Annotated in this window: 18 protein-coding genes; 12 read left to right on the top strand and 6 right to left on the bottom strand. The window is 54.9% G+C overall.

Going from position 1 to position 19077, the window contains the following annotated elements:
• On the bottom strand, positions 1-819 hold the full coding sequence (locus M987_RS18855) for a DUF72 domain-containing protein (RefSeq protein WP_014070697.1): 819 nt from the start codon (positions 817-819) through the stop codon (positions 1-3).
• Positions 816-1382, bottom strand: a complete 567-nt coding sequence (locus M987_RS18850; RefSeq protein ID WP_014070696.1) for a hydrolase — start codon at positions 1380-1382, stop codon at positions 816-818. Before M987_RS18850 ends, M987_RS18855 begins: the two co-directional genes overlap by 4 nt.
• A 266-nt stretch (positions 1383-1648) precedes the next feature.
• Between M987_RS18850 and aspS the strand changes: the two genes are divergently transcribed.
• The 6 genes from aspS (at position 1649) to ruvB (ending at position 6900) form a co-directional block, all read left to right on the top strand.
• Positions 1649-3421, top strand: a complete 1773-nt coding sequence (aspS, locus tag M987_RS18845; RefSeq protein ID WP_014070695.1) for an aspartate--tRNA ligase — start codon at positions 1649-1651, stop codon at positions 3419-3421.
• A gap of 1 nt (position 3422) precedes the next feature.
• The gene (gene nudB, locus M987_RS18840; RefSeq protein WP_014070694.1) at positions 3423-3866 is read left to right on the top strand and encodes a dihydroneopterin triphosphate diphosphatase; all 444 of its coding nucleotides are present in this window, start codon (positions 3423-3425) and stop codon (positions 3864-3866) included.
• Between the two features lie 27 nt (positions 3867-3893).
• Positions 3894-4634 (top strand): YebC/PmpR family DNA-binding transcriptional regulator, encoded by a 741-nt coding sequence (locus M987_RS18835; RefSeq protein ID WP_014070693.1) that lies wholly within the window; start codon positions 3894-3896, stop codon positions 4632-4634.
• A 34-nt stretch (positions 4635-4668) separates the two neighbouring features.
• Entirely contained in the window at positions 4669-5190 is a 522-nt protein-coding gene (gene ruvC, locus M987_RS18830) for a crossover junction endodeoxyribonuclease RuvC (protein ID WP_014070692.1), read from the top strand.
• Positions 5191-5269: 79 nt separating this feature from the next.
• Entirely contained in the window at positions 5270-5881 is a 612-nt protein-coding gene (ruvA, locus tag M987_RS18825; RefSeq protein ID WP_014070691.1) for a Holliday junction branch migration protein RuvA, read from the top strand.
• A gap of 8 nt (positions 5882-5889) precedes the next feature.
• Positions 5890-6900: a Holliday junction branch migration DNA helicase RuvB gene (gene ruvB, locus M987_RS18820; protein ID WP_014070690.1), complete on the top strand. Its 1011-nt coding sequence runs from the start codon at positions 5890-5892 to the stop codon at positions 6898-6900.
• Positions 6901-6975: 75 nt separating this feature from the next.
• Here the strand turns inward: ruvB and znuB are convergent, their stop codons facing one another.
• Together znuB and znuC are read right to left on the bottom strand one after the other, a co-directional pair.
• Entirely contained in the window at positions 6976-7761 is a 786-nt protein-coding gene (znuB, locus tag M987_RS18815; protein WP_014070689.1) for a zinc ABC transporter permease subunit ZnuB, read from the bottom strand.
• Positions 7758-8513, bottom strand: a complete 756-nt coding sequence (znuC, locus tag M987_RS18810) for a zinc ABC transporter ATP-binding protein ZnuC (RefSeq protein WP_014070688.1) — start codon at positions 8511-8513, stop codon at positions 7758-7760. The genes znuB and znuC overlap by 4 nt, the downstream gene beginning before the upstream one ends.
• A gap of 77 nt (positions 8514-8590) precedes the next feature.
• On the opposite strand from znuC, the gene znuA reads away from it, so the two are divergent.
• From znuA to lpxM, 3 genes are all read left to right on the top strand, one after another.
• A complete protein-coding gene (gene znuA / locus M987_RS18805; RefSeq protein ID WP_041162081.1) occupies positions 8591-9535 on the top strand; it encodes a zinc ABC transporter substrate-binding protein ZnuA in 945 nt (314 codons plus the stop codon).
• Positions 9536-9550: 15 nt separating this feature from the next.
• A complete protein-coding gene (mepM, locus tag M987_RS18800) occupies positions 9551-10870 on the top strand; it encodes a murein DD-endopeptidase MepM (RefSeq protein WP_014070686.1) in 1320 nt (439 codons plus the stop codon).
• A gap of 119 nt (positions 10871-10989) precedes the next feature.
• A complete protein-coding gene (gene lpxM, locus M987_RS18795) occupies positions 10990-11961 on the top strand; it encodes a lauroyl-Kdo(2)-lipid IV(A) myristoyltransferase (protein ID WP_064555890.1) in 972 nt (323 codons plus the stop codon).
• A gap of 45 nt (positions 11962-12006) precedes the next feature.
• Here lpxM and pyk read toward each other — a convergent pair whose 3' ends face one another.
• Both pyk and M987_RS18785 read right to left on the bottom strand, forming a co-directional pair.
• A complete protein-coding gene (gene pyk, locus M987_RS18790) occupies positions 12007-13449 on the bottom strand; it encodes a pyruvate kinase (RefSeq protein ID WP_014070684.1) in 1443 nt (480 codons plus the stop codon).
• A gap of 123 nt (positions 13450-13572) precedes the next feature.
• Positions 13573-14442, bottom strand: a complete 870-nt coding sequence (locus M987_RS18785) for a MurR/RpiR family transcriptional regulator (protein ID WP_041162241.1) — start codon at positions 14440-14442, stop codon at positions 13573-13575.
• A 356-nt stretch (positions 14443-14798) separates the two neighbouring features.
• Here M987_RS18785 and zwf point away from each other — a divergent pair, with 356 nt between their 5' ends.
• From zwf to kdgA, 3 genes are all read left to right on the top strand, one after another.
• Entirely contained in the window at positions 14799-16274 is a 1476-nt protein-coding gene (gene zwf, locus M987_RS18780; RefSeq protein WP_014070682.1) for a glucose-6-phosphate dehydrogenase, read from the top strand.
• A gap of 234 nt (positions 16275-16508) precedes the next feature.
• Positions 16509-18320 (top strand): phosphogluconate dehydratase, encoded by a 1812-nt coding sequence (gene edd / locus M987_RS18775; RefSeq protein WP_014070681.1) that lies wholly within the window; start codon positions 16509-16511, stop codon positions 18318-18320.
• Positions 18321-18357: 37 nt separating this feature from the next.
• Positions 18358-18999, top strand: a complete 642-nt coding sequence (gene kdgA, locus M987_RS18770; protein ID WP_014070680.1) for a bifunctional 4-hydroxy-2-oxoglutarate aldolase/2-dehydro-3-deoxy-phosphogluconate aldolase — start codon at positions 18358-18360, stop codon at positions 18997-18999.
• Positions 19000-19077 lie beyond the last annotated feature (78 nt).

Genomic DNA, 19077 nt, shown 5'->3' with positions numbered 1-19077 from the left:
TCAGAAAAGAGAAGATTGTTGTGGGATAGAGGGCGCGTTGCCTACGGACGGAACCGCATTCTGCAAGGCCTGCCAGAGTGCATCGACCAGTTCAGGAGCCTGGGCGATATCAGGCGTATGCAAAAACAGGAACGGGGTTGTGGTCTGTTCCCATTTCGGCAGGGTTTGCAGCCAGACGGCGAACATGTCCTGATTTTGCTGCATGTTATCGCTGCCGATAAAGCGAACCATCGGGTTGCTTGCCGTCACCACGGCATGAACGGGTACTTTCGGTTTCTTACGCTGCGCGTCAATAATGGCGTCGTTATGCGCAATGGCTCTATGCACCGGGCGGCTGTCGAGGATCACGCGGTTAACCGCGCGTTCATGCAGACCGCGATTGAGGGCTTTTTCAGCCTCGCCTTTGGCAAAAAAATCGGGATGGCGCACTTCAACGCCGTAGGTAAATTCCCGGGGCAGGGCATCGAGAAATTGCCACAGGGCAGGCATGTCGCGCGGGCCAAATGCCGCAGGAAGCTGGAGCCAGTACTGGCCGATACGATTTGCCAGCGGCGACATCCGGTCAAAAAATTCAGCGGTTAAATCACCACAGTTACGCAATGCCGCGGTATGGCTGATGGTTGCCGGAAACTTAAAGCAGAAGCGGAAATCATCGCTGGTTTGCTCTCGCCAGCGCTCGACGATCTCTGCTCGGGGAAGGGCATACAGGGTGGTATTGCCCTCCACGCAGTTAAAGTGCCGGGCATACTCTTCGAGGCTGGTTATCCCAAGGCGCACCCATTTCGGGTGCGACCACTGGGGCAGGCCCACATACATCATAGGGCGCTTAACACCTCATCGGTGCTGCGCACACGGCCGATACGCGGGAAGATGTTGGTCATGCTTCCCTGGTGTTGTTCCGCAGAGCCTGCGCTGCACGCATCTTCCACGATGACCAGATTAAAGCCCAGCTCCCATGCGTTACGGGCGGTGGATTCCACGCCAATATTGGTGGAAATCCCGCACAGAATGATGGTGTCGATTCCGCGGCGACGCAGCTGTAATTCCAGGTCGGTGCCATAGAATGCGCCCCACTGGCGTTTAGTGACTTCGATATCGCTGTCGCGTTTGCCGAGTGATACCGGATATGTCCACCAGTTTTCCGGCAGCGCATGTCCTGCGGCCTGGGCATCGACTGGCTGTTTTAACGCTTCGGCGAAATCCGCAGACCAGCCGACACGCACCATGACAACAGGCGCGCCACTGGCGCGGCATTTTTCCGCCAGACGGGCGGCACGGCTGACCACGTCGTCAGCGGTGTGCGGGCCACCGGCAAATGGCAGGATCCCTTCCTGTAAATCAATCACCACAAGGGCGGTTTTGGCGGCATCGAGTGTAAACATAGTAACTCCAGTCAAATTAATCGCTTCGGCTACACCTTACGATGTTCCGGCCTGTTACCGGGCGGATAATTTTGTTAATTTTTGTGAGAATACGCAATAAGAGTGCAGCAAACGTGCCTCAGGCCGCGCTTCTCTCTTATCGTCGGGCGGAATTTCCAGTATAATAGCCGCCTTTTTTCATCCAGTTGTGACATACAGTTAAAGCTGCGACAACGTAGCCTGATTTAAAGGCGACAAACAGCCTGCGGCTAATTAAGGGATATCTCATGCGTACAGAATATTGCGGGCAGCTGCGTCAGTCCCACGTCGGGCAGCAGGTTACCCTGTGTGGTTGGGTCAACCGTCGTCGTGATCTTGGTAGCCTTATCTTCATCGATATGCGCGACCGCGAAGGTATCGTTCAGGTGTTCTTCGATCCAGATCGCGCCGAGGCGTTGAAACTGGCTTCTGAGCTGCGTAATGAGTTCTGCATTCAGGTCACCGGCACCGTTCGTGCGCGTGACGAGAAAAATATCAACGCAGACATGGCGACCGGCGCAATCGAAGTGCTGGCGTCTGACCTGGTTATCATCAACCGTGCAGAAGCGCTGCCGCTGGACTCCAACCACGTCAACACCGAAGAAGCGCGTCTGAAGTACCGCTATCTTGATCTGCGTCGCCCGGAAATGGCTCAGCGCCTGAAAACGCGCGCGAAGATCACAAGCCTGGTGCGCCGCTTTATGGACGACCACGGTTTCCTCGATATCGAAACCCCGATGCTGACCAAAGCCACGCCAGAAGGCGCGCGCGATTATCTGGTCCCGTCCCGTGTTCATAAAGGCAAATTCTACGCGCTGCCGCAGTCACCACAGCTGTTCAAACAGCTGCTGATGATGTCCGGCTTCGACCGTTACTACCAGATTGTTAAGTGCTTCCGTGACGAAGACCTGCGTGCTGACCGTCAGCCAGAATTTACCCAGATCGACGTAGAAACCTCCTTCATGACCGCCGAGCAGGTGCGTGAAGTGATGGAAGCGCTGGTACGTAGCCTGTGGAACGACGTGAAAGGCGTTGAGCTGGGCGATTTCCCAATCATGACCTTCGCCGAAGCCGAGCGTCGCTACGGTTCTGATAAACCAGATCTGCGTAATCCGATGGAGCTGGTGGACGTGGCAGACCTGGTGAAAGCCGTTGAGTTTGCGGTGTTCTCAGGCCCGGCTAACGATCCGAAAGGCCGCGTTGCTGCCCTGCGTGTACCAGGTGGCGCAAGCCTGAGCCGTAAGCAGATTGACGATTACGGCAACTTCATCAAGATCTACGGTGCGAAAGGTCTGGCCTATATTAAGGTTACCGAGCGTGCAAAAGGTCTGGAAGGCATTACCAGCCCGGTCGCTAAATTCCTGAACGCAGAGATCGTTGAAGCCATCCTTGAGCGCACTGGCGCACAGGACGGCGACATGATCTTCTTCGGTGCAGACAACAAAAAAGTCGTTGCCGATGCAATGGGCGCGCTGCGTCTGAAGCTGGGCAAAGACCTGAACCTGACCGACGAAACCAAATGGGCACCGCTCTGGGTTATCGACTTCCCGATGTTTGAAGACGACGGTGAAGGCGGCCTGACGGCGATGCACCACCCGTTCACCTCGCCAAAAGACATGAGCGCGGCAGAGCTGAAAGCAGCACCGGAAGATGCTGTGGCGAACGCCTACGACATGGTGATCAACGGCTACGAAGTGGGCGGCGGTTCCGTACGTATTCACAACGGCGAAATGCAGCAGACCGTATTCGGTATTCTGGGCATTAACGAGCAAGAGCAGCGCGAGAAGTTCGGCTTCCTGCTGGATGCCCTGAAATACGGCACGCCTCCGCACGCGGGTCTGGCATTCGGTCTTGACCGTCTGACCATGCTGCTGACCGGTACCGACAACATCCGTGATGTTATCGCCTTCCCGAAAACGACCGCCGCGGCGTGTCTGATGACGGAAGCACCAAGCTTTGCCAACCCGGCCTCACTGGCTGAGCTGGGCATCGACGTGGTGAAAAAGGAAGAGAAAAACTGATATGACATATAAGCTCCCCGTTTCTGTCTTAGTTGTCATTTATGCCCAGGACACGAAGCGGGTGCTGATGTTGCAGCGGCGCGACGATCCTGATTTCTGGCAGTCGGTTACCGGCAGCCTGGAAGAGGGTGAAACTGCGCCGCAGGCCGCCGCGCGCGAAGTAAAGGAAGAGGTCGCCATTGATGTTGCTTGCGAGCAACTGACCCTGAAGGACTGTCAGCGCACGGTGGAGTTTGAAATTTTTAGCCATTTACGTCATCGCTATGCTCCGGATATCGAGCGCAATACGGAATCGTGGTTCTGTCTCGCGCTCCCCCATGAACGGGAGATCGTGTTCACTGAGCACCTGAGCTACCGCTGGGTGGATGCGGTGGATGCCGCCGCACTGACCAAGTCGTGGAGCAACCGGCAGGCGATTGAAGAATTTGTAATTAACGCTGCCTGAGAAGGCGCGATTTTCGAGGATATTTCTATGGCAGGTCATAGTAAGTGGGCCAACACCAAGCACCGCAAAGCGGCACAGGATGCTAAACGCGGTAAGATCTTTACCAAAATCATTCGTGAGCTGGTAACAGCAGCACGTCTGGGCGGCGGCGATGCGGGTTCTAACCCACGTCTGCGTGCGGCGATTGATAAAGCACTGTCTAACAACATGACGCGTGACACCCTGAACCGTGCAATCGCACGTGGCGTGGGCGGTGACGACGACGCGAACATGGAAACCATCATTTATGAAGGTTACGGCCCTGGCGGTACTGCGGTCATGGTAGAGTGTCTTTCTGACAACCGTAACCGTACCGTTGCCGAAGTGCGCCACGCGTTCACCAAAACCGGTGGCAACCTGGGTACTGATGGCTCCGTCGCTTACCTGTTCAGCAAAAAAGGCGTGATTTCTTTCGAGAAAGGCGACGAAGATGTGATCATGGAAGCGGCGCTGGAAGCCGGTGCTGAAGACGTTGTGACCTTCGATGACGGTGCTATCGACGTGTACACCGCATGGGAAGAAATGGGTGCGGTGCGTGATGCGCTGGAAGCGGCGGGTCTGAAAGCAGACAACGCTGAAGTGTCTATGATCCCGTCAACCAAAGCGGACATGGACGCAGAAACTGCGCCTAAACTGCTGCGTCTGATCGACATGCTCGAAGATTGCGACGATGTGCAGGAAGTGTACCACAACGGTGAAATCTCTGATGAGGTTGCAGCGACTCTCTGATGAGAGCGTTTAAACCGTTTACAGGAGGCGCGTGATGTCGATTATCCTCGGGATTGACCCCGGCTCACGCGTCACCGGTTATGGCGTTATCCGCCAGGTTGGACGCCAGTTAACCTACCTGGGCAGTGGCTGTATTCGCACCAAAGTAGACGATCTACCGTCACGTCTTAAGTTAATCTACGCAGGTGTGTCAGAGATTATCACCCAGTTTCAGCCTGACTATTTTGCTATCGAGCAGGTCTTTATGGCGAAAAACGCCGATTCGGCGCTGAAGCTTGGCCAGGCGCGCGGCGTGGCGATTGTTGCGGCCGTAAACCAGGATCTTCCGGTGTTCGAATACGCAGCAAGACAGGTTAAGCAGACGGTGGTAGGGAATGGTGGCGCGGAGAAAAGCCAGGTGCAGCACATGGTGCGCACGCTGTTGAAGCTCCCCGCAAACCCACAGGCCGATGCCGCCGATGCGCTGGCAATCGCCATAACCCACTGTCATGTCAGCCAGAACGCGATGCAAGTGAGCGATTCGCGGCTCAATCTGGCGCGAGGCAGGTTACGATAATGACAAATGAGGCTGGATGTTTATCCAGCCTTTTTTTATTATACCCGCAGTTAACTCTTCCAGAACGCAGGAGCGTCACGTGATAGGCAGACTCAGAGGCATCATCATTGAAAAACAACCCCCGTTAGTGCTGCTCGAAGCGGGAGGCGTAGGCTATGAAGTCCATATGCCAATGACCTGTTTCTATGAACTTCCTGACGCGGGCAAAGAAGCGATTGTCTTCACCCAGTTCGTTGTGCGTGAAGATGCGCAGCTGCTGTATGGTTTTAATAACAAGCAGGAACGCACCCTGTTCCGCGAGCTGATTAAAACCAACGGCGTCGGGCCAAAACTGGCACTGGCGATTTTATCCGGCATGTCTGCACAGCAGTTTGTGAATGCCGTCGAGCGCGAAGATCCGGTCGCGCTGATTAAACTGCCTGGCATCGGCAAGAAGACCGCAGAGCGCCTGATTGTGGAAATGAAAGACCGCTTTAAAGGCCTGCACGGCGATCTGTTTACGCCAGCGGCAGACCTGGTGTTGACATCGCCGGGTGCGCCAACGGCTGATGATGCTGAGCAGGAAGCGGTTGCTGCTCTGGTAGCGCTGGGCTATAAACCTCAGGAGGCCAGCCGTATGGTGAGCAAAATCGCCAAACCGGATGCCAGCAGTGAAACCCTGATTCGTGAAGCGCTGCGCGCTGCATTGTGAGGTAAAGGATGATTGAAGCAGACCGCCTGGTATCGGCAGGCACTATTCAGGCAGATGATGTGGTGGATCGCGCGATCCGCCCGAAGCTGCTTGATGAGTACATTGGCCAGCCGCAGGTACGTTCTCAGATGGAGATCTTCATCCAGGCGGCAAAACTGCGTGGCGATGCCCTCGATCATCTGCTAATTTTTGGCCCGCCGGGGCTAGGTAAAACCACGCTGGCAAATATCGTTGCCAATGAAATGGGTGTAAACCTGCGCACCACTTCCGGTCCGGTGCTGGAGAAAGCTGGCGACCTGGCGGCGATGCTGACCAACCTTGAACCGCATGATGTGCTGTTCATTGATGAGATCCACCGTCTGTCCCCGGTAGTGGAAGAGGTGCTCTATCCTGCGATGGAAGACTACCAGCTGGATATCATGATTGGTGAAGGTCCGGCTGCGCGCTCCATCAAAATCGACCTGCCGCCGTTTACGTTGATTGGCGCCACAACCCGCGCCGGTTCGTTAACATCACCACTGCGTGACCGCTTCGGCATCGTGCAGCGTCTTGAGTTTTATCAGGTGCCTGATCTTCAGCATATTGTCAGCCGTAGTGCACGTTACATGGGGCTGGAGATGAGCGAGGAAGGAGCATTTGAAGTGGCAAAACGCTCTCGGGGCACACCGCGTATCGCCAACCGCCTGCTGCGCCGCGTGCGTGACTTCGCTGAGGTGAAGCATGATGGCAGCATCTCGGCAGATATTGCCGCACAGGCGCTGGACATGCTGAACGTGGATGCCGAAGGTTTTGACTACATGGACCGCAAGCTGCTGCTGGCGGTGCTGGACAAGTTCTTTGGTGGCCCGGTCGGGCTGGATAACCTGGCGGCGGCGATCGGTGAAGAGCGTGAGACAATTGAAGATGTGCTGGAGCCGTATCTTATCCAGCAGGGCTTTTTACAGCGCACCCCGCGTGGACGCATGGCGACGGTGCGGGCGTGGAATCATTTTGGGATCACCCCACCAGAGATGCCTTGATGTTTTTCCCTCTTCTGGCGGGAGAGGGCGTTATCTATTGTAGGCCCGGTAAGCGAAGCGCCACCGGGCAACACATCAATTCGCGGCTTTCTTCGTCATACTGAGGATAAACAGCACAGCCGCGCACAGCACCACTGACGGCCCCGCAGGCGTGTCGTAGAACGCCGAGAAGGTCAACCCACCTGTTACCGCAATCATCCCTACAATAACGGCCACGCCGGCCATTTGCTCTGGCGTACGGGCAAAACGACGGGCGGTTGCTGCCGGGATGATCAGCAGGGACGTAATAATCAACGCCCCGACGAACTTCATCGCCACACCAATGGTCAGGGCAGTCACCAGCATCAGAAGAAGCTTCACGCGCTGAAGCTTAACGCCATCGACGAATGCCAGATCCGGGCTAACGGTCATCGCCAGCAGGTTGCGCCACTGCCATAACAGAATCGCCAGTACTACCACCACTCCTATGGCGATAGAGATCAGGTCCTCCGGCGTCACGGCCAGCAGATCCCCAAACAGGTAGGCCATCAGGTCAACGCGAATATTCGACATCAGGCTTACGACGACCAGACCCAGTGACAACGCGCTGTGCGCCATAATGCCGAGCAGCGTATCAATGGCGAGGTGAGGGCGCTTTTCCAGCCACACCAGACCGGCGGCCAGCATCAGCGTTACCAAGATCACCGCATAAAACGGGTTTACATTCAGCAGCAGACCAAAGGCTACGCCAAGCAGAGAGGCGTGTGCCAGCGTATCGCCGAAATAGGACATCCTGCGCCACACAACAAAAGATCCCAGCGGCCCTGCGGCGCAGGCAAGCATAATCCCGGCCAGCCAGCCGGGCAGTAACAGTTCAATCATGAGTGTCCATTTCCCCGACGCAGTACAATCCGTCCCTGCAAATCATGGCGATGATTGTGGTGGTGGCGATAGATGCCAAGCTGTTCGGCTCCACGAGGGCCAAACATAGAGATAAATTCAGGGTGCATCGACACCACTTCCGGCGTGCCGGAGCAGCAGATGTGGTGGTTCAGACACAGCACTTCGTCGGTTTTTGCCATCACCAGATGCAGGTCGTGAGAAACCATCAGCACTGCGCAGTCAAGCTCATGGCGAAGCTGATCAATCAAATCGTACAGCGCAACCTGGCCATTCACGTCAACACCCTGAGTCGGTTCATCGAGGACCAGCAGTTGCGGGCTGCTCAGTAATGCGCGAGCCAGCAGAACACGCTGCGTTTCACCGCCAGAGAGCTTCTGCAATGGAGCGTCGATCAGATGTCCGGCCTGCACGCGTTTCAGCGCCGGAAGGATATCGTCTTTACGCGTGCCCGGACGCAGCCGCAGGAAACGGCTCACCGTCAGTGGCAGGGTGGCGTCCAGGTGTAATTTTTGTGGCACATAGCCAATACGCAGTCTGGTATCACGTTTGATAACACCTCCATCGGGTGCTACCAGACCCAGAACCACGCGCACCAGGGTGGATTTCCCGGCACCATTAGGGCCGAGCAGTGTCAGTATTTTACCGGGTTTCAGTTCCAGCGAAACATCAGAAAGGACGCGGCGCTGACCGAATGACACCGAAATATTTTCGAGAGAAACCAAAGTCGTCATGTCAATTTAAGCTTGCAGAAGTCATCGAATGTTATAATATCACATTCCCCGAACTTATTACGATGAATAGTCGCATTATGTTACATAAAAATACGCTTCTTTTCGCAGCATTATCCGCTGCCCTTTGGGGTACAACAGCACAAGATGTTAACGCTGCCGTTGTCGCTTCGCTTAAACCCCTTGGCTTCATCGCCTCTGCTATTGCAGATGGCGTAACAGAGACCCAGGTTTTGCTCCCTGACGGTGCTTCTGAGCATGATTATTCCCTGCGACCGTCTGATGTAAAACGCTTACAAAACGCGGACTTAGTCGTCTGGATTGGCCCGGAGATGGAAGCGTTCATGCAGAAGTCTGCCCAGCAGGTTCCGGCGCAAAAACAGGTCACCATTGCGGACCTTGCAGGCGTGAAACCGTTACTCATGAAAGGGGCTGACGACGACGAGCACGAAAGTGAGCACAACCACGCTGAAGGTGAAAAAGGTGACGACCATCACCATCACGGCGAGTACAACATGCATCTTTGGCTCTCGCCAGAGATAGCGCGGCTTTCGGCGGTTGCAATCCATGACAAATTAGTGGAACTTATGCCGCAAAGTCGAGCCAAATTAGACGCCAACCTGAAGGATTTTGAGGCAAGTTTAGCCGCAACCGATAAACAGGTGGGTAACGAGCTCGCACCGCTGAAAGGCAAAGGGTATTTCGTTTTCCATGACGCTTATGGCTACTACGAAAAACACTACGGTTTGACCCCGCTCGGGCACTTTACCGTCAACCCCGAAATTCAGCCTGGTGCGCAGCGTTTACATGAAATCAGAACACAGTTGGTTGAGCAGAAAGCGACATGCGTTTTTGCTGAGCCACAGTTCAGGCCAGCGGTCGTAGAAGCCGTGGCCAGGGGAACATCCGTGCGCATGGGAACCCTTGACCCGCTAGGAACGAATATCCAGTTGAGCAAAGCGAGCTATTCGCAGTTCCTCAGCCAACTGGCGAACCAGTATGCGAGCTGCCTGAAAGGAGATTAACGAGGAAGTGAATACGTGCAACAGATAGCCCGCTCTGTCGCCCTGGCATTTAACAATCTGCCCCGGCCCCATCGCGTTATGCTGGGGTCGCTTACAGTTCTCACTCTGGCGGTCGCCGTATGGCGGCCCTATGTTTACCATCCGAGTTCTGCGCCCGTCATCAAAACCATTGAGCTTGAGAAGAGCGAAATCCGTTCTCTGTTGCCTGAGGCCAGCGAGCCTATCGATCAGGCGGCTCAGGAAGACGAAGCGATTCCTCAGGATGAACTGGACGACAAAACCGATACCGAAGCGGGTAACCACGAATACGTGGTATCCACCGGAGACACGCTCAGCAGCGTACTGAACCAGTACGGCATTGAACTGGGGGATATCAGCCAGCTCGCCGCCGTCGATAAAGACTTACGTAACCTCAAAATCGGCCAACAACTCTCCTGGACCCTAACCGCAGAAGGCGATTTAAAACGCCTGACATGGGAAGTTTCTCGCCGTGAAACCCGTACTTACGATCGCACTGCAAACGGTTTCAAAATGAGCAGTGAAATGCAGCAGGGCGACTGGGTTAACAGCGTGCTGAAAGGCACAGTAGGGGCGAGTTTCGTCGGCAGCGCGCGTGATGCGGGCCTGACCAGCGCGGAAATCAGCTCGGTGATCAAGGCGATGCAGTGGCAGATGGACTTCCGTAAGCTGAAAAAAGGCGATGAGTTCTCGGTGCTGATGTCCCGCGAGATGCTGGATGGAAAGCGCGAGCAAAGCCAGCTGGTGGGCGTGCGTCTGCGTTCTGATGGTAAAGATTACTACGCCATCCGCGCTGAAGACGGCAAGTTCTATGACCGTAACGGTACGGGTCTGGCGAAAGGCTTCCTGCGATTCCCGACCGCGAAGCAGTTCCGTGTCTCCTCTAACTTTAACCCGCGCCGTCTGAATCCGGTGACCGGCCGCGTTGCGCCGCACCGTGGTGTTGACTTCGCCATGCCGCAGGGAACGCCTGTGCTGGCGGTAGGTGATGGTGAGGTGGTGATGGCGAAACGCAGTGGTGCCGCAGGTTACTATGTTGCCGTACGCCATGGTCGTACCTACACCACTCGTTACATGCACCTGCGTAAGCTGCTGGTTCAGCCGGGGCAGAAGGTGAAACGTGGCGATCGTATCGCGCTTTCCGGTAACACCGGGCGTTCAACCGGGCCGCATCTGCACTATGAAGTGTGGATCAACCAGCAGGCGGTGAATCCGCTGACGGCGAAACTGCCGCGCACCGAAGGCCTGACCGGTAAAGATCGTACCGATTATCTGGCGCAGGTGAAAGAGGTGATGCCGCAACTGCGTTTTGACTAAGCTTGTGTATCTTAAAGCCGGTGCCTTCGCGCGCCGGCTTTTTCTTTTGTGCGTAAGCGCCAGCCTCGCTACACTATCCGCATTGTTCTTTATTTCGCGTCACCTTCCCTGGAATCAGCATGGAAACAAAAAAAAATAACATTGAGTACATTCCTGAGTTTGAGCCGTCGTTTCGCCATCCGTCCAACTGGGGCGCCTGGCTGGGTGTCTATGCGTTTGCCGGTATCGCACTGCTGCCGGCCTCTGTCCGCGATCCTATTCTCGGCAAGATAGGTCGCCTTGCCGGGCGGATGGGTAAAAGCGCTCGTCGGCGCGCGCAAATTAACCTCTACTATTGCTTCCCTGAGAAAAGCGACGCCGAGCGCGAAGCCATCATTGATGCGATGTACACCACGGCACCGCAGGCAATGGCGATGATGGCAGAACTGGCTCTGCGTGGGCCGGAGAAGCTGCTCAGCCGTGTTGACTGGAAAGGGCTGGAAATCATTGAAGAGATGCGCCGCAATGACGAGAAGGTGATCTTCCTCGTTCCTCACGGCTGGGGCGTTGATATCCCGGCCATGCTTATGGCATCGCAAGGGCAGAAGATGGCTGCCATGTTCCATAATCAGGGGAATAAGATCTTTGATTATGTGTGGAACACCGTCCGCCGCCGTTTTGGTGGCCGCCTGCACGCGCGCAACGACGGTATCAAACCTTTTATTCAGTCTGTGCGTCAGGGCTACTGGGGATACTATCTGCCAGATCAGGACCACGGGCCTGAGCACAGCGAGTTTGTCGATTTCTTTGCCACTTACAAAGCTACGCTGCCGGCGATTGGCCGTCTGATGAAAGTCTGTCGCGCCCGCGTTATTCCGCTGTTCCCTGTTTATGACGGCAACACGCACCGCCTGAGCATTGAGGTGCGCCCGCCAATGGATGACCTGCTGAAGGCAGACGATCACACCATTGCGCGTCGGATGAATGAAGAAGTTGAGTTGCTGGTGGGGCCACATACGGAACAGTACACGTGGATACTTAAGCTGCTTAAAACGCGTAAGCCGGGCGAAAAAGAGCCCTATAAACGCAAAGAGCTTTTCCCGAAGAAATAAAAAAAGCCCCCTCCGTAAGGAGGGGGCTTTTTAATAACACTGGGATTATTCGACGGTCATAACACGGGTGGTGTTGGTTGAACCCACGGTGCTCATCACGTCACCCTGAGTCACGATCACGATATCGCCGGACACCAGGTAGCCTTTGTCGCGCAGCAGGTTAACGGCATCGTTCGCTGCGGCAACGCCATCGCTGGTGCTGTCGAAGTAAACCGGCGTCACACCACGATACAGCGCAGTCAGGTTCAGGGTGCGCTCATGACGGGACATAGCAAAGATTGGCAGCCCAGAGCTGATACGGGACGTCATCAGTGCGGTACGGCCAGATTCGGTCATGGTGATGATGGCGGTAACACCTTTCAGGTGGTTTGCCGCGTACATTGCGGACATCGCAATGGCTTCTTCTACGTTGTCGAACTGCACGTCCAGACGGTGTTTAGAAACGTTGATGCTTGGGATTTTCTCAGCGCCCAGGCACACGCGCGCCATGGCAGCAACGGTTTCAGCCGGGTACTGGCCTGCTGCGGTTTCAGCAGACAACATGACCGCATCGGTACCATCCAGCACGGCGTTTGCCACGTCCATGACTTCTGCACGGGTTGGCATTGGGTTGGTGATCATTGACTCCATCATCTGGGTCGCAGTGATCACGGCGCGGTTCAGCTGACGTGCACGGCGGATCAGCGCTTTCTGGATACCGACCAGTTCCGGGTCGCCGATTTCAACGCCCAGGTCGCCACGGGCAACCATCACCACGTCGGAGGCCAGGATAACGTCATCCATAGCATCCTGATCGCAAACGGCTTCTGCGCGCTCAACTTTAGCAACGATTTTCGCATCGCAGCCTGCATCACGCGCCAGACGGCGAGCGTAGTTCAGGTCTTCACCACAGCGAGGGAAGGAAACTGCCAGGTAATCCACACCAATCTGCGCGGCAGTAACAATGTCGGCTTTGTCTTTATCGGTCAGCGCTTCAGCAGAGAGGCCGCCACCGAGTTTGTTAATCCCTTTGTTGTTGGACAGCGGGCCGCCCACGGTCACTTCGGTGAACACTTTCATGCCCTGAACTTCCAGCACTTTCAGCTGAACACGGCCATCGTCGAGCAGCAGAATGTCGCCAGGTACCACGTCAGCAGGCAGACCTTTATAGTCGATGCCCACTTTCTCTTTATCGCCTTCACCTTTGCTCAGGTTGGCATCCAGCAGGAACTTATCGCCAACATTGAGGAAAACTTTGCCTTCTTTGAATGTTGATACACGGATTTTTGGCCCTTGCAGGTCACCGAGGATAGCAACATGGCGGCCCAGTTTAGCCGCGATCTCACGCACTTTATCTGCACGCAGTTTATGGTCTTCTGGCGTACCGTGAGAGAAGTTCATACGTACCACGTTGGCGCCTGCGGCGATAATTTTCTCGAGGTTATTATCGCGATCGGTAGCCGGGCCTAAGGTGGTTACGATCTTGGTTCTGCGAAGCCTTCTGGACATGTAATACTCCGTTGACTGAAACAATTTTGGTGTTGCGTGAACATTGAATCGGCGTTCTGGCTGCTGCAAGGCAACAGTGAACTGACCGAGTGCCGTAAATCGTTAAAACATCATTATTAACTATTAGGGAACATCGCTCTTTATGAGCAATTCTTTATCAAAACGCGATTCCTTGAGCGCTTCCTTGACCCGCTTCAAGTTATCTCTGAATTTTGCCCCACGACGTAAGGTAAAACCGGTCGCCAGTACGTCAATCACGGTGAGTTGCGCAAGACGTGACACCATTGGCATATACATGTCGGTGTCTTCCGGCACATCCAGAGTGATGGCGAGTGTCGCTTCTCGTGCCAGCGGCGTGCCTGCGGTTGTAAGCGCTATCACCATAGCATCATTATCTCGCGCCAGTTGGGCAAGTTCTACCTGGCTTTTGGTGCGTCCGGTATGCGAGATAAGAACCACCACATCATCTTCGCTACAATTCATACAGCTCATGCGTTGCAACACAATGTCATCGGAATAAATAACCGGGACATTGAAGCGGAAGAATTTGTTCATGGCATCGTGAGCAACCGCGGCGGACGAGCCCAGACCGAAGAAGGCTATCTTCTTCGCCTGGGTCAGTAAATCGACCGCGCGATTAACAGACGTCATATCCAGCGACTGACGGACATGATCGAGCGTTGCCATCGCGGATTCAAATATTTTCGCGGTATAGGCATCAACGCTGTCGTCTTCATCCACATTGCGATTAACATACGGCGTACCGTTTGCCAGACTTTGTGCCAGATGCAGTTTAAAATCGGGGAAGCCACGCGTTTCAAGGCTTCGACAGAACCGGTTAACCGTCGGTTCGCTAACGCCCGATTCCTGTGCCAGAGCGGCGATGCTTGAATGAATCGCCTGAGCGGGGGAGGCGAGAATAACTTCAGCCACTTTTCGCTCGGATTTGCTAAGGTGTTCCAGTTGAAACTGGATTTTTTCCAGCATGTTCATCGTTAACCAGGCGCTCATGGGTGGAAACGATTTCATTGATTGATGAAATCATGATTCGATTGAGTCGATATTACCCCTCGGGCTTCCTTAAAGGGTAATGTACGACAAGAAATGTTGTTGTTTTTTTTCATTACTTGATCGCTGTCGGGTTTTGCAGTGACCGGGCAGTACAAAGATTCAACGGATCCAGCGTTTTTGCCGTGCCACAGGCGCTTGACGGGCGAAAAATCACGGTATCGCACGTGACGTTAAGCGCTAATGGTTTCGGGAATGACGTAAAAGCAGTACAGTGCATTGTAATAAAATTACAACGATACCTGGCAGAAGTACCAGGTTATCCAACTGAGGAGAATGACATGGCGGTAACGCAAACAGCCCAGGCATGTGACCTGGTCATTTTCGGCGCGAAAGGCGATCTTGCACGCCGGAAATTGCTGCCTTCCCTGTATCAACTGGAAAAAGCGGGCCAACTTCATCCGGATACCCGTATCCTGGGTGTCGGGCGCGCCGAATGGGACAAGGACGCTTATACCAAAGTCGTGCGTGAAGCGCTCGAAACTTTCATGAAAGAGAAAATCGATGAAAGTTTGTGGGATACGCTGAGCGGACGCCTCGATTTCTGTAACCTGGACGTGAACGACGTTAGCGCGTTTTCCCGCCTGGGCAAGATGCTGGATCAGAAAAACCGCGTCACCATCAACTATTTCGCGATGCCGCCAAGCACCTTCGGTGCCATCTGCAAAGGTCTGGGCGAAGCAAAACTGAACGCTAAGCCTGCACGCGTGGTGATGGAAAAACCGCTGGGGACATCCCTTGCGACCTCCCGTGAAATCAACGATCAGGTGGGTGAGTTCTTTGAAGAGTGTCAGGTTTACCGTATCGACCACTATCTCGGTAAAGAGACGGTACTGAACCTGCTGGCACTGCGTTTTGCGAACTCCCTGTTTGTGAACAACTGGGACAATCGTACTATCGATCACGTGGAAATTACCGTGGCCGAAGAGGTGGGCATCGAAGGGCGCTGGGGTTACTTTGACCAGGCCGGCCAGATGCGCGACATGATCCAGAACCACCTGCTGCAAATTCTGTGCATGATCGCCATGTCGCCTCCGTCTGACCTGACGGCTGACAGCATCCGCGATGCTAAAGTGAAAGTGCTGAAGTCTCTGCGCCGCATTGACCGTTCAAATGTGCGTGAGAAAACCGTTCGCGGCCAGTACACCGCAGGCTTTGCCCAGGGCAAAAAAGTGCCGGGCTATCTGGAAGAAGAGGGCGCGAACAAGGCCAGCAACACCGAGACCTTCGTGGCGATCCGCGTGGATATCGATGACTGGCGCTGGGCGGGTGTTCCATTCTACCTGCGCACCGGTAAACGTCTGCCAGCCAAATGCTCTGAAGTGGTGGTGTACTTTAAAAACCCTGAGCTGAACCTGTTCAAAGAGTCCTGGCAGGAGCTGCCGCAGAACAAGCTGACCATCCGTCTGCAACCGGACGAAGGTGTGGATATCCAGATCCTGAACAAAGTGCCAGGCCTGGATCACAAACACAACCTGCAAACCACCAAGTTAGATCTGAGCTACTCCGAAACCTTCAACGAAACGCACCTGGCGGATGCTTACGAGCGTCTGCTGCTGGAAACCATGCGTGGTATTCAGGCGCTGTTTGTACGTCGTGATGAAGTGGAAGAGGCGTGGAAATGGGTCGATTCCATTACCGAAGCCTGGGCTGCCGATCAGGACGCGCCAAAACCGTATCAGGCGGGCACCTGGGGACCTGTCGCCTCTGTGGCGATGATCACCCGTGATGGCCGCTCCTGGAACGAGTTTGAGTAGGATAATCCTCTAGCCCGAAGGTGTTATTTTACCGGTAACATGATCTAACACAGTTAGTGGCACAATTTTTAATCTTTTAAGCTCCGCGTGGATTTCCCCGCGGAGCTTTTTTTATTACACTGCCGGAAGCGATTTTGCCCCTGAGCTCCGGACACCAAGCGTTTCAGCGTTGTTAACAACTGCCAGAGACTTTGTAAACTCCCGAGCCCGGACAGATAAATTAGAGGAGCTTTTATGAATCCGACATTGTTACGCGTAACACAACGCATTATCGAGCGCTCAAAAGAGACGCGTTCTGCCTACCTCGCCCGTATTGAACAGGCCAAAAGCGACACCGTACATCGTTCACAACTGGCTTGCGGTAATCTGGCCCACGGCTTTGCTGCCTGCCAGCCGGGTGACAAAGACTCGCTGAAAAGCATGTTGCGTAACAATATCGCCATCATTACCTCCTACAACGATATGCTCTCGGCGCACCAGCCGTATGAGGTCTACCCGAATATCATTCGTCAAGCGCTGCACAGCGTTAATGCGGTGGGGCAGGTTGCGGGTGGTGTACCGGCCATGTGTGACGGCGTGACCCAGGGCCAGGATGGGATGGAGTTGTCCCTGCTGAGCCGTGAAGTGATTGCCATGTCTGCGGCGGTGGGGCTATCGCACAATATGTTCGATGGTGCGCTTTATCTGGGCGTGTGCGACAAAATTGTCCCGGGCCTGGTGATGGCGGCGCTCTCATTTGGTCATCTGCCTGCGATTTTTGTGCCATCAGGCCCAATGGCAAGTGGCCTGCCAAACAAAGAAAAAGTGCGTATCCGCCAGCTGTATGCTGAAGGCAAAGCGGATCGCCAGGCGCTGCTGGAAGCGGAAGCCGCCTCCTACCATGCACCGGGTACCTGTACCTTCTACGGTACGGCAAACACCAACCAGATGGTGGTGGAATTTATGGGGATGCAGCTTCCTGGTTCGTCCTTCATTCAGCCGGATGCGCCGCTGCGTCAGGCACTGACCGAAGCCGCTGCCCGCCAGGTTACTCGCCTTACCGGAAACGGCAACGAGTGGATGCCGATGGGCAAAATGGTGGATGAAAAAGTGATCGTCAACGGGATTGTTGCTCTGTTGGCAACCGGCGGTTCTACCAACCACACCATGCACCTGGTAGCGATGGCCCGTGCGGCAGGCATTCTGATTAACTGGGATGATTTCTCTGACATCTCTGCCGTTGTCCCGCTGATGGCGCGTCTGTACCCGAATGGCCCGGCAGACATTAACCACTTCCAGGCGGCCGGTGGCGTACCGGTGCTGATGCGTGAACTGCTCAAAGGCGGCTTGCTGCATGAAGATGTGAATACGGTGGCCGGTTTTGGCTTGCAGCGTTACACCATGGAGCCGTGGCTGAACAATGGCGCGCTGGACTGGCGTGATGGGGCGACTGCCTCCCTGGACGCACAGGTTATCGCGACCTTCGATACCCCGTTCTCCCGTCATGGCGGCACAAAAGTGCTGAGCGGTAATCTGGGGCGTGCGGTCATGAAAACCTCTGCCGTACCGGAAGAGAACCAGATTATCGAAGCTCCGGCTGTGGTATTTGAAAGCCAGCACGATGTTTTACCTGCCTTCGATGCCGGTCTTCTCGACAAGGATTGCGTAGTGGTCGTGCGTCATCAGGGGCCAAAAGCGAACGGGATGCCAGAATTACATAAACTTATGCCACCACTTGGTGTATTATTGGACCGCCGTTTCAAAATTGCGTTGGTTACCGATGGACGCCTCTCTGGTGCATCAGGTAAAGTGCCTTCTGCAATCCACGTGACGCCCGAAGCGTACGATGGTGGGCTGCTGGCGAAAGTCCGTGACGGCGATATGATTCGCGTCAATGGCCAGACAGGCGAGTTAACCCTGCTGGTGGATGAAGCTGAACTGGCTGCCCGTGAACCGCATATTCCTGACCTGAGCGCATCGCGCGTGGGAACCGGACGCGAAATGTTCAGCGCGCTGCGCGAGAAACTCTCCGGCGCGGAACAGGGTGCGACCTGTATTACGTTTTAAGACGAATTGAATTATCGATCTGGCGAGAGAAACTCTGATGAAAAACTGGAAAACAAGTGCAGAAGCAATCCTGAAAACTGGCCCTGTAGTGCCGGTAATCGTGGTGAATAAGCTGGAACACGCCGTACCTATGGCAAAAGCGCTGGTTGCTGGCGGTGTGCGCGTGCTGGAAGTGACCCTGCGTACTGCCTGTGCAATGGACGCGATCCGCGCGATCGCCAAAGAAGTACCGGAAGCGATTATTGGTGCGGGCACAGTTCTGAACCCACAACAGCTGGCTGACGTGACTGAAGCTGGTGCGCAGTTCGCAATCAGCCCTGGCCTGACTGAGCCACTGCTGAAAGCCGCAACCGAAGGCACCATTCCGTTGATCCCGGGTATCAGCACCGTTTCTGAACTGATGCTGGGTATGGACTACGGTCTGAAAGAGTTCAAATTCTTCCCGGCTGAAGCGAACGGTGGCACCAAAGCGTTGCAGGCGATTGCTGGCCCATTCTCTCAGGTTCGTTTCTGCCCGACTGGCGGTATTTCTCCAGCGAACTACCGTGACTACCTGGCGCTGAAAAGCGTGCTGTGCATCGGCGGTTCATGGCTGGTTCCGGCGGATGCGCTGGAAGCGGGTGACTGGGATCGCATCACTAAACTGGCTCGCGAAGCGGTTGAAGGCGCGAAACAGTAAGTTTGCTTGCCGGGTGACCCGGCTTGCGAAAAAAAACGGGCCTTTTGGCTAATGCTTGTCAGTTAAGCACGGTGGAAG

This window comes from Enterobacter soli ATCC BAA-2102 (assembly GCF_001654845.1).
GTDB lineage: Bacteria > Pseudomonadota > Gammaproteobacteria > Enterobacterales > Enterobacteriaceae > Enterobacter > Enterobacter soli.
This window is presented reverse-complemented; position numbering and strand designations above follow the sequence as displayed.

Excerpts from the sequence above, each read along its gene's own strand:
- M987_RS18855 (WP_014070697.1), bottom strand. The coding sequence starts at position 819 with ATGATGTATGTGGGCCTGCCCCAGTGGTCGCACCCGAAATGGGTGCGC.
- M987_RS18850 (WP_014070696.1), bottom strand. The coding sequence starts at position 1,382 with ATGTTTACACTCGATGCCGCCAAAACCGCCCTTGTGGTGATTGATTTA.
- aspS (WP_014070695.1), top strand. The coding sequence starts at position 1,649 with ATGCGTACAGAATATTGCGGGCAGCTGCGTCAGTCCCACGTCGGGCAG.
- nudB (WP_014070694.1), top strand. The coding sequence starts at position 3,423 with ATGACATATAAGCTCCCCGTTTCTGTCTTAGTTGTCATTTATGCCCAG.
- M987_RS18835 (WP_014070693.1), top strand. The coding sequence starts at position 3,894 with ATGGCAGGTCATAGTAAGTGGGCCAACACCAAGCACCGCAAAGCGGCA.
- ruvC (WP_014070692.1), top strand. The coding sequence starts at position 4,669 with ATGTCGATTATCCTCGGGATTGACCCCGGCTCACGCGTCACCGGTTAT.
- ruvB (WP_014070690.1), top strand. The coding sequence starts at position 5,890 with ATGATTGAAGCAGACCGCCTGGTATCGGCAGGCACTATTCAGGCAGAT.
- znuB (WP_014070689.1), bottom strand. The coding sequence starts at position 7,761 with ATGATTGAACTGTTACTGCCCGGCTGGCTGGCCGGGATTATGCTTGCC.
- znuC (WP_014070688.1), bottom strand. The coding sequence starts at position 8,513 with ATGACGACTTTGGTTTCTCTCGAAAATATTTCGGTGTCATTCGGTCAG.
- znuA (WP_041162081.1), top strand. The coding sequence starts at position 8,591 with ATGTTACATAAAAATACGCTTCTTTTCGCAGCATTATCCGCTGCCCTT.
- lpxM (WP_064555890.1), top strand. The coding sequence starts at position 10,990 with ATGGAAACAAAAAAAAATAACATTGAGTACATTCCTGAGTTTGAGCCG.
- pyk (WP_014070684.1), bottom strand. The coding sequence starts at position 13,449 with ATGTCCAGAAGGCTTCGCAGAACCAAGATCGTAACCACCTTAGGCCCG.
- M987_RS18785 (WP_041162241.1), bottom strand. The coding sequence starts at position 14,442 with ATGAACATGCTGGAAAAAATCCAGTTTCAACTGGAACACCTTAGCAAA.
- zwf (WP_014070682.1), top strand. The coding sequence starts at position 14,799 with ATGGCGGTAACGCAAACAGCCCAGGCATGTGACCTGGTCATTTTCGGC.
- edd (WP_014070681.1), top strand. The coding sequence starts at position 16,509 with ATGAATCCGACATTGTTACGCGTAACACAACGCATTATCGAGCGCTCA.
- kdgA (WP_014070680.1), top strand. The coding sequence starts at position 18,358 with ATGAAAAACTGGAAAACAAGTGCAGAAGCAATCCTGAAAACTGGCCCT.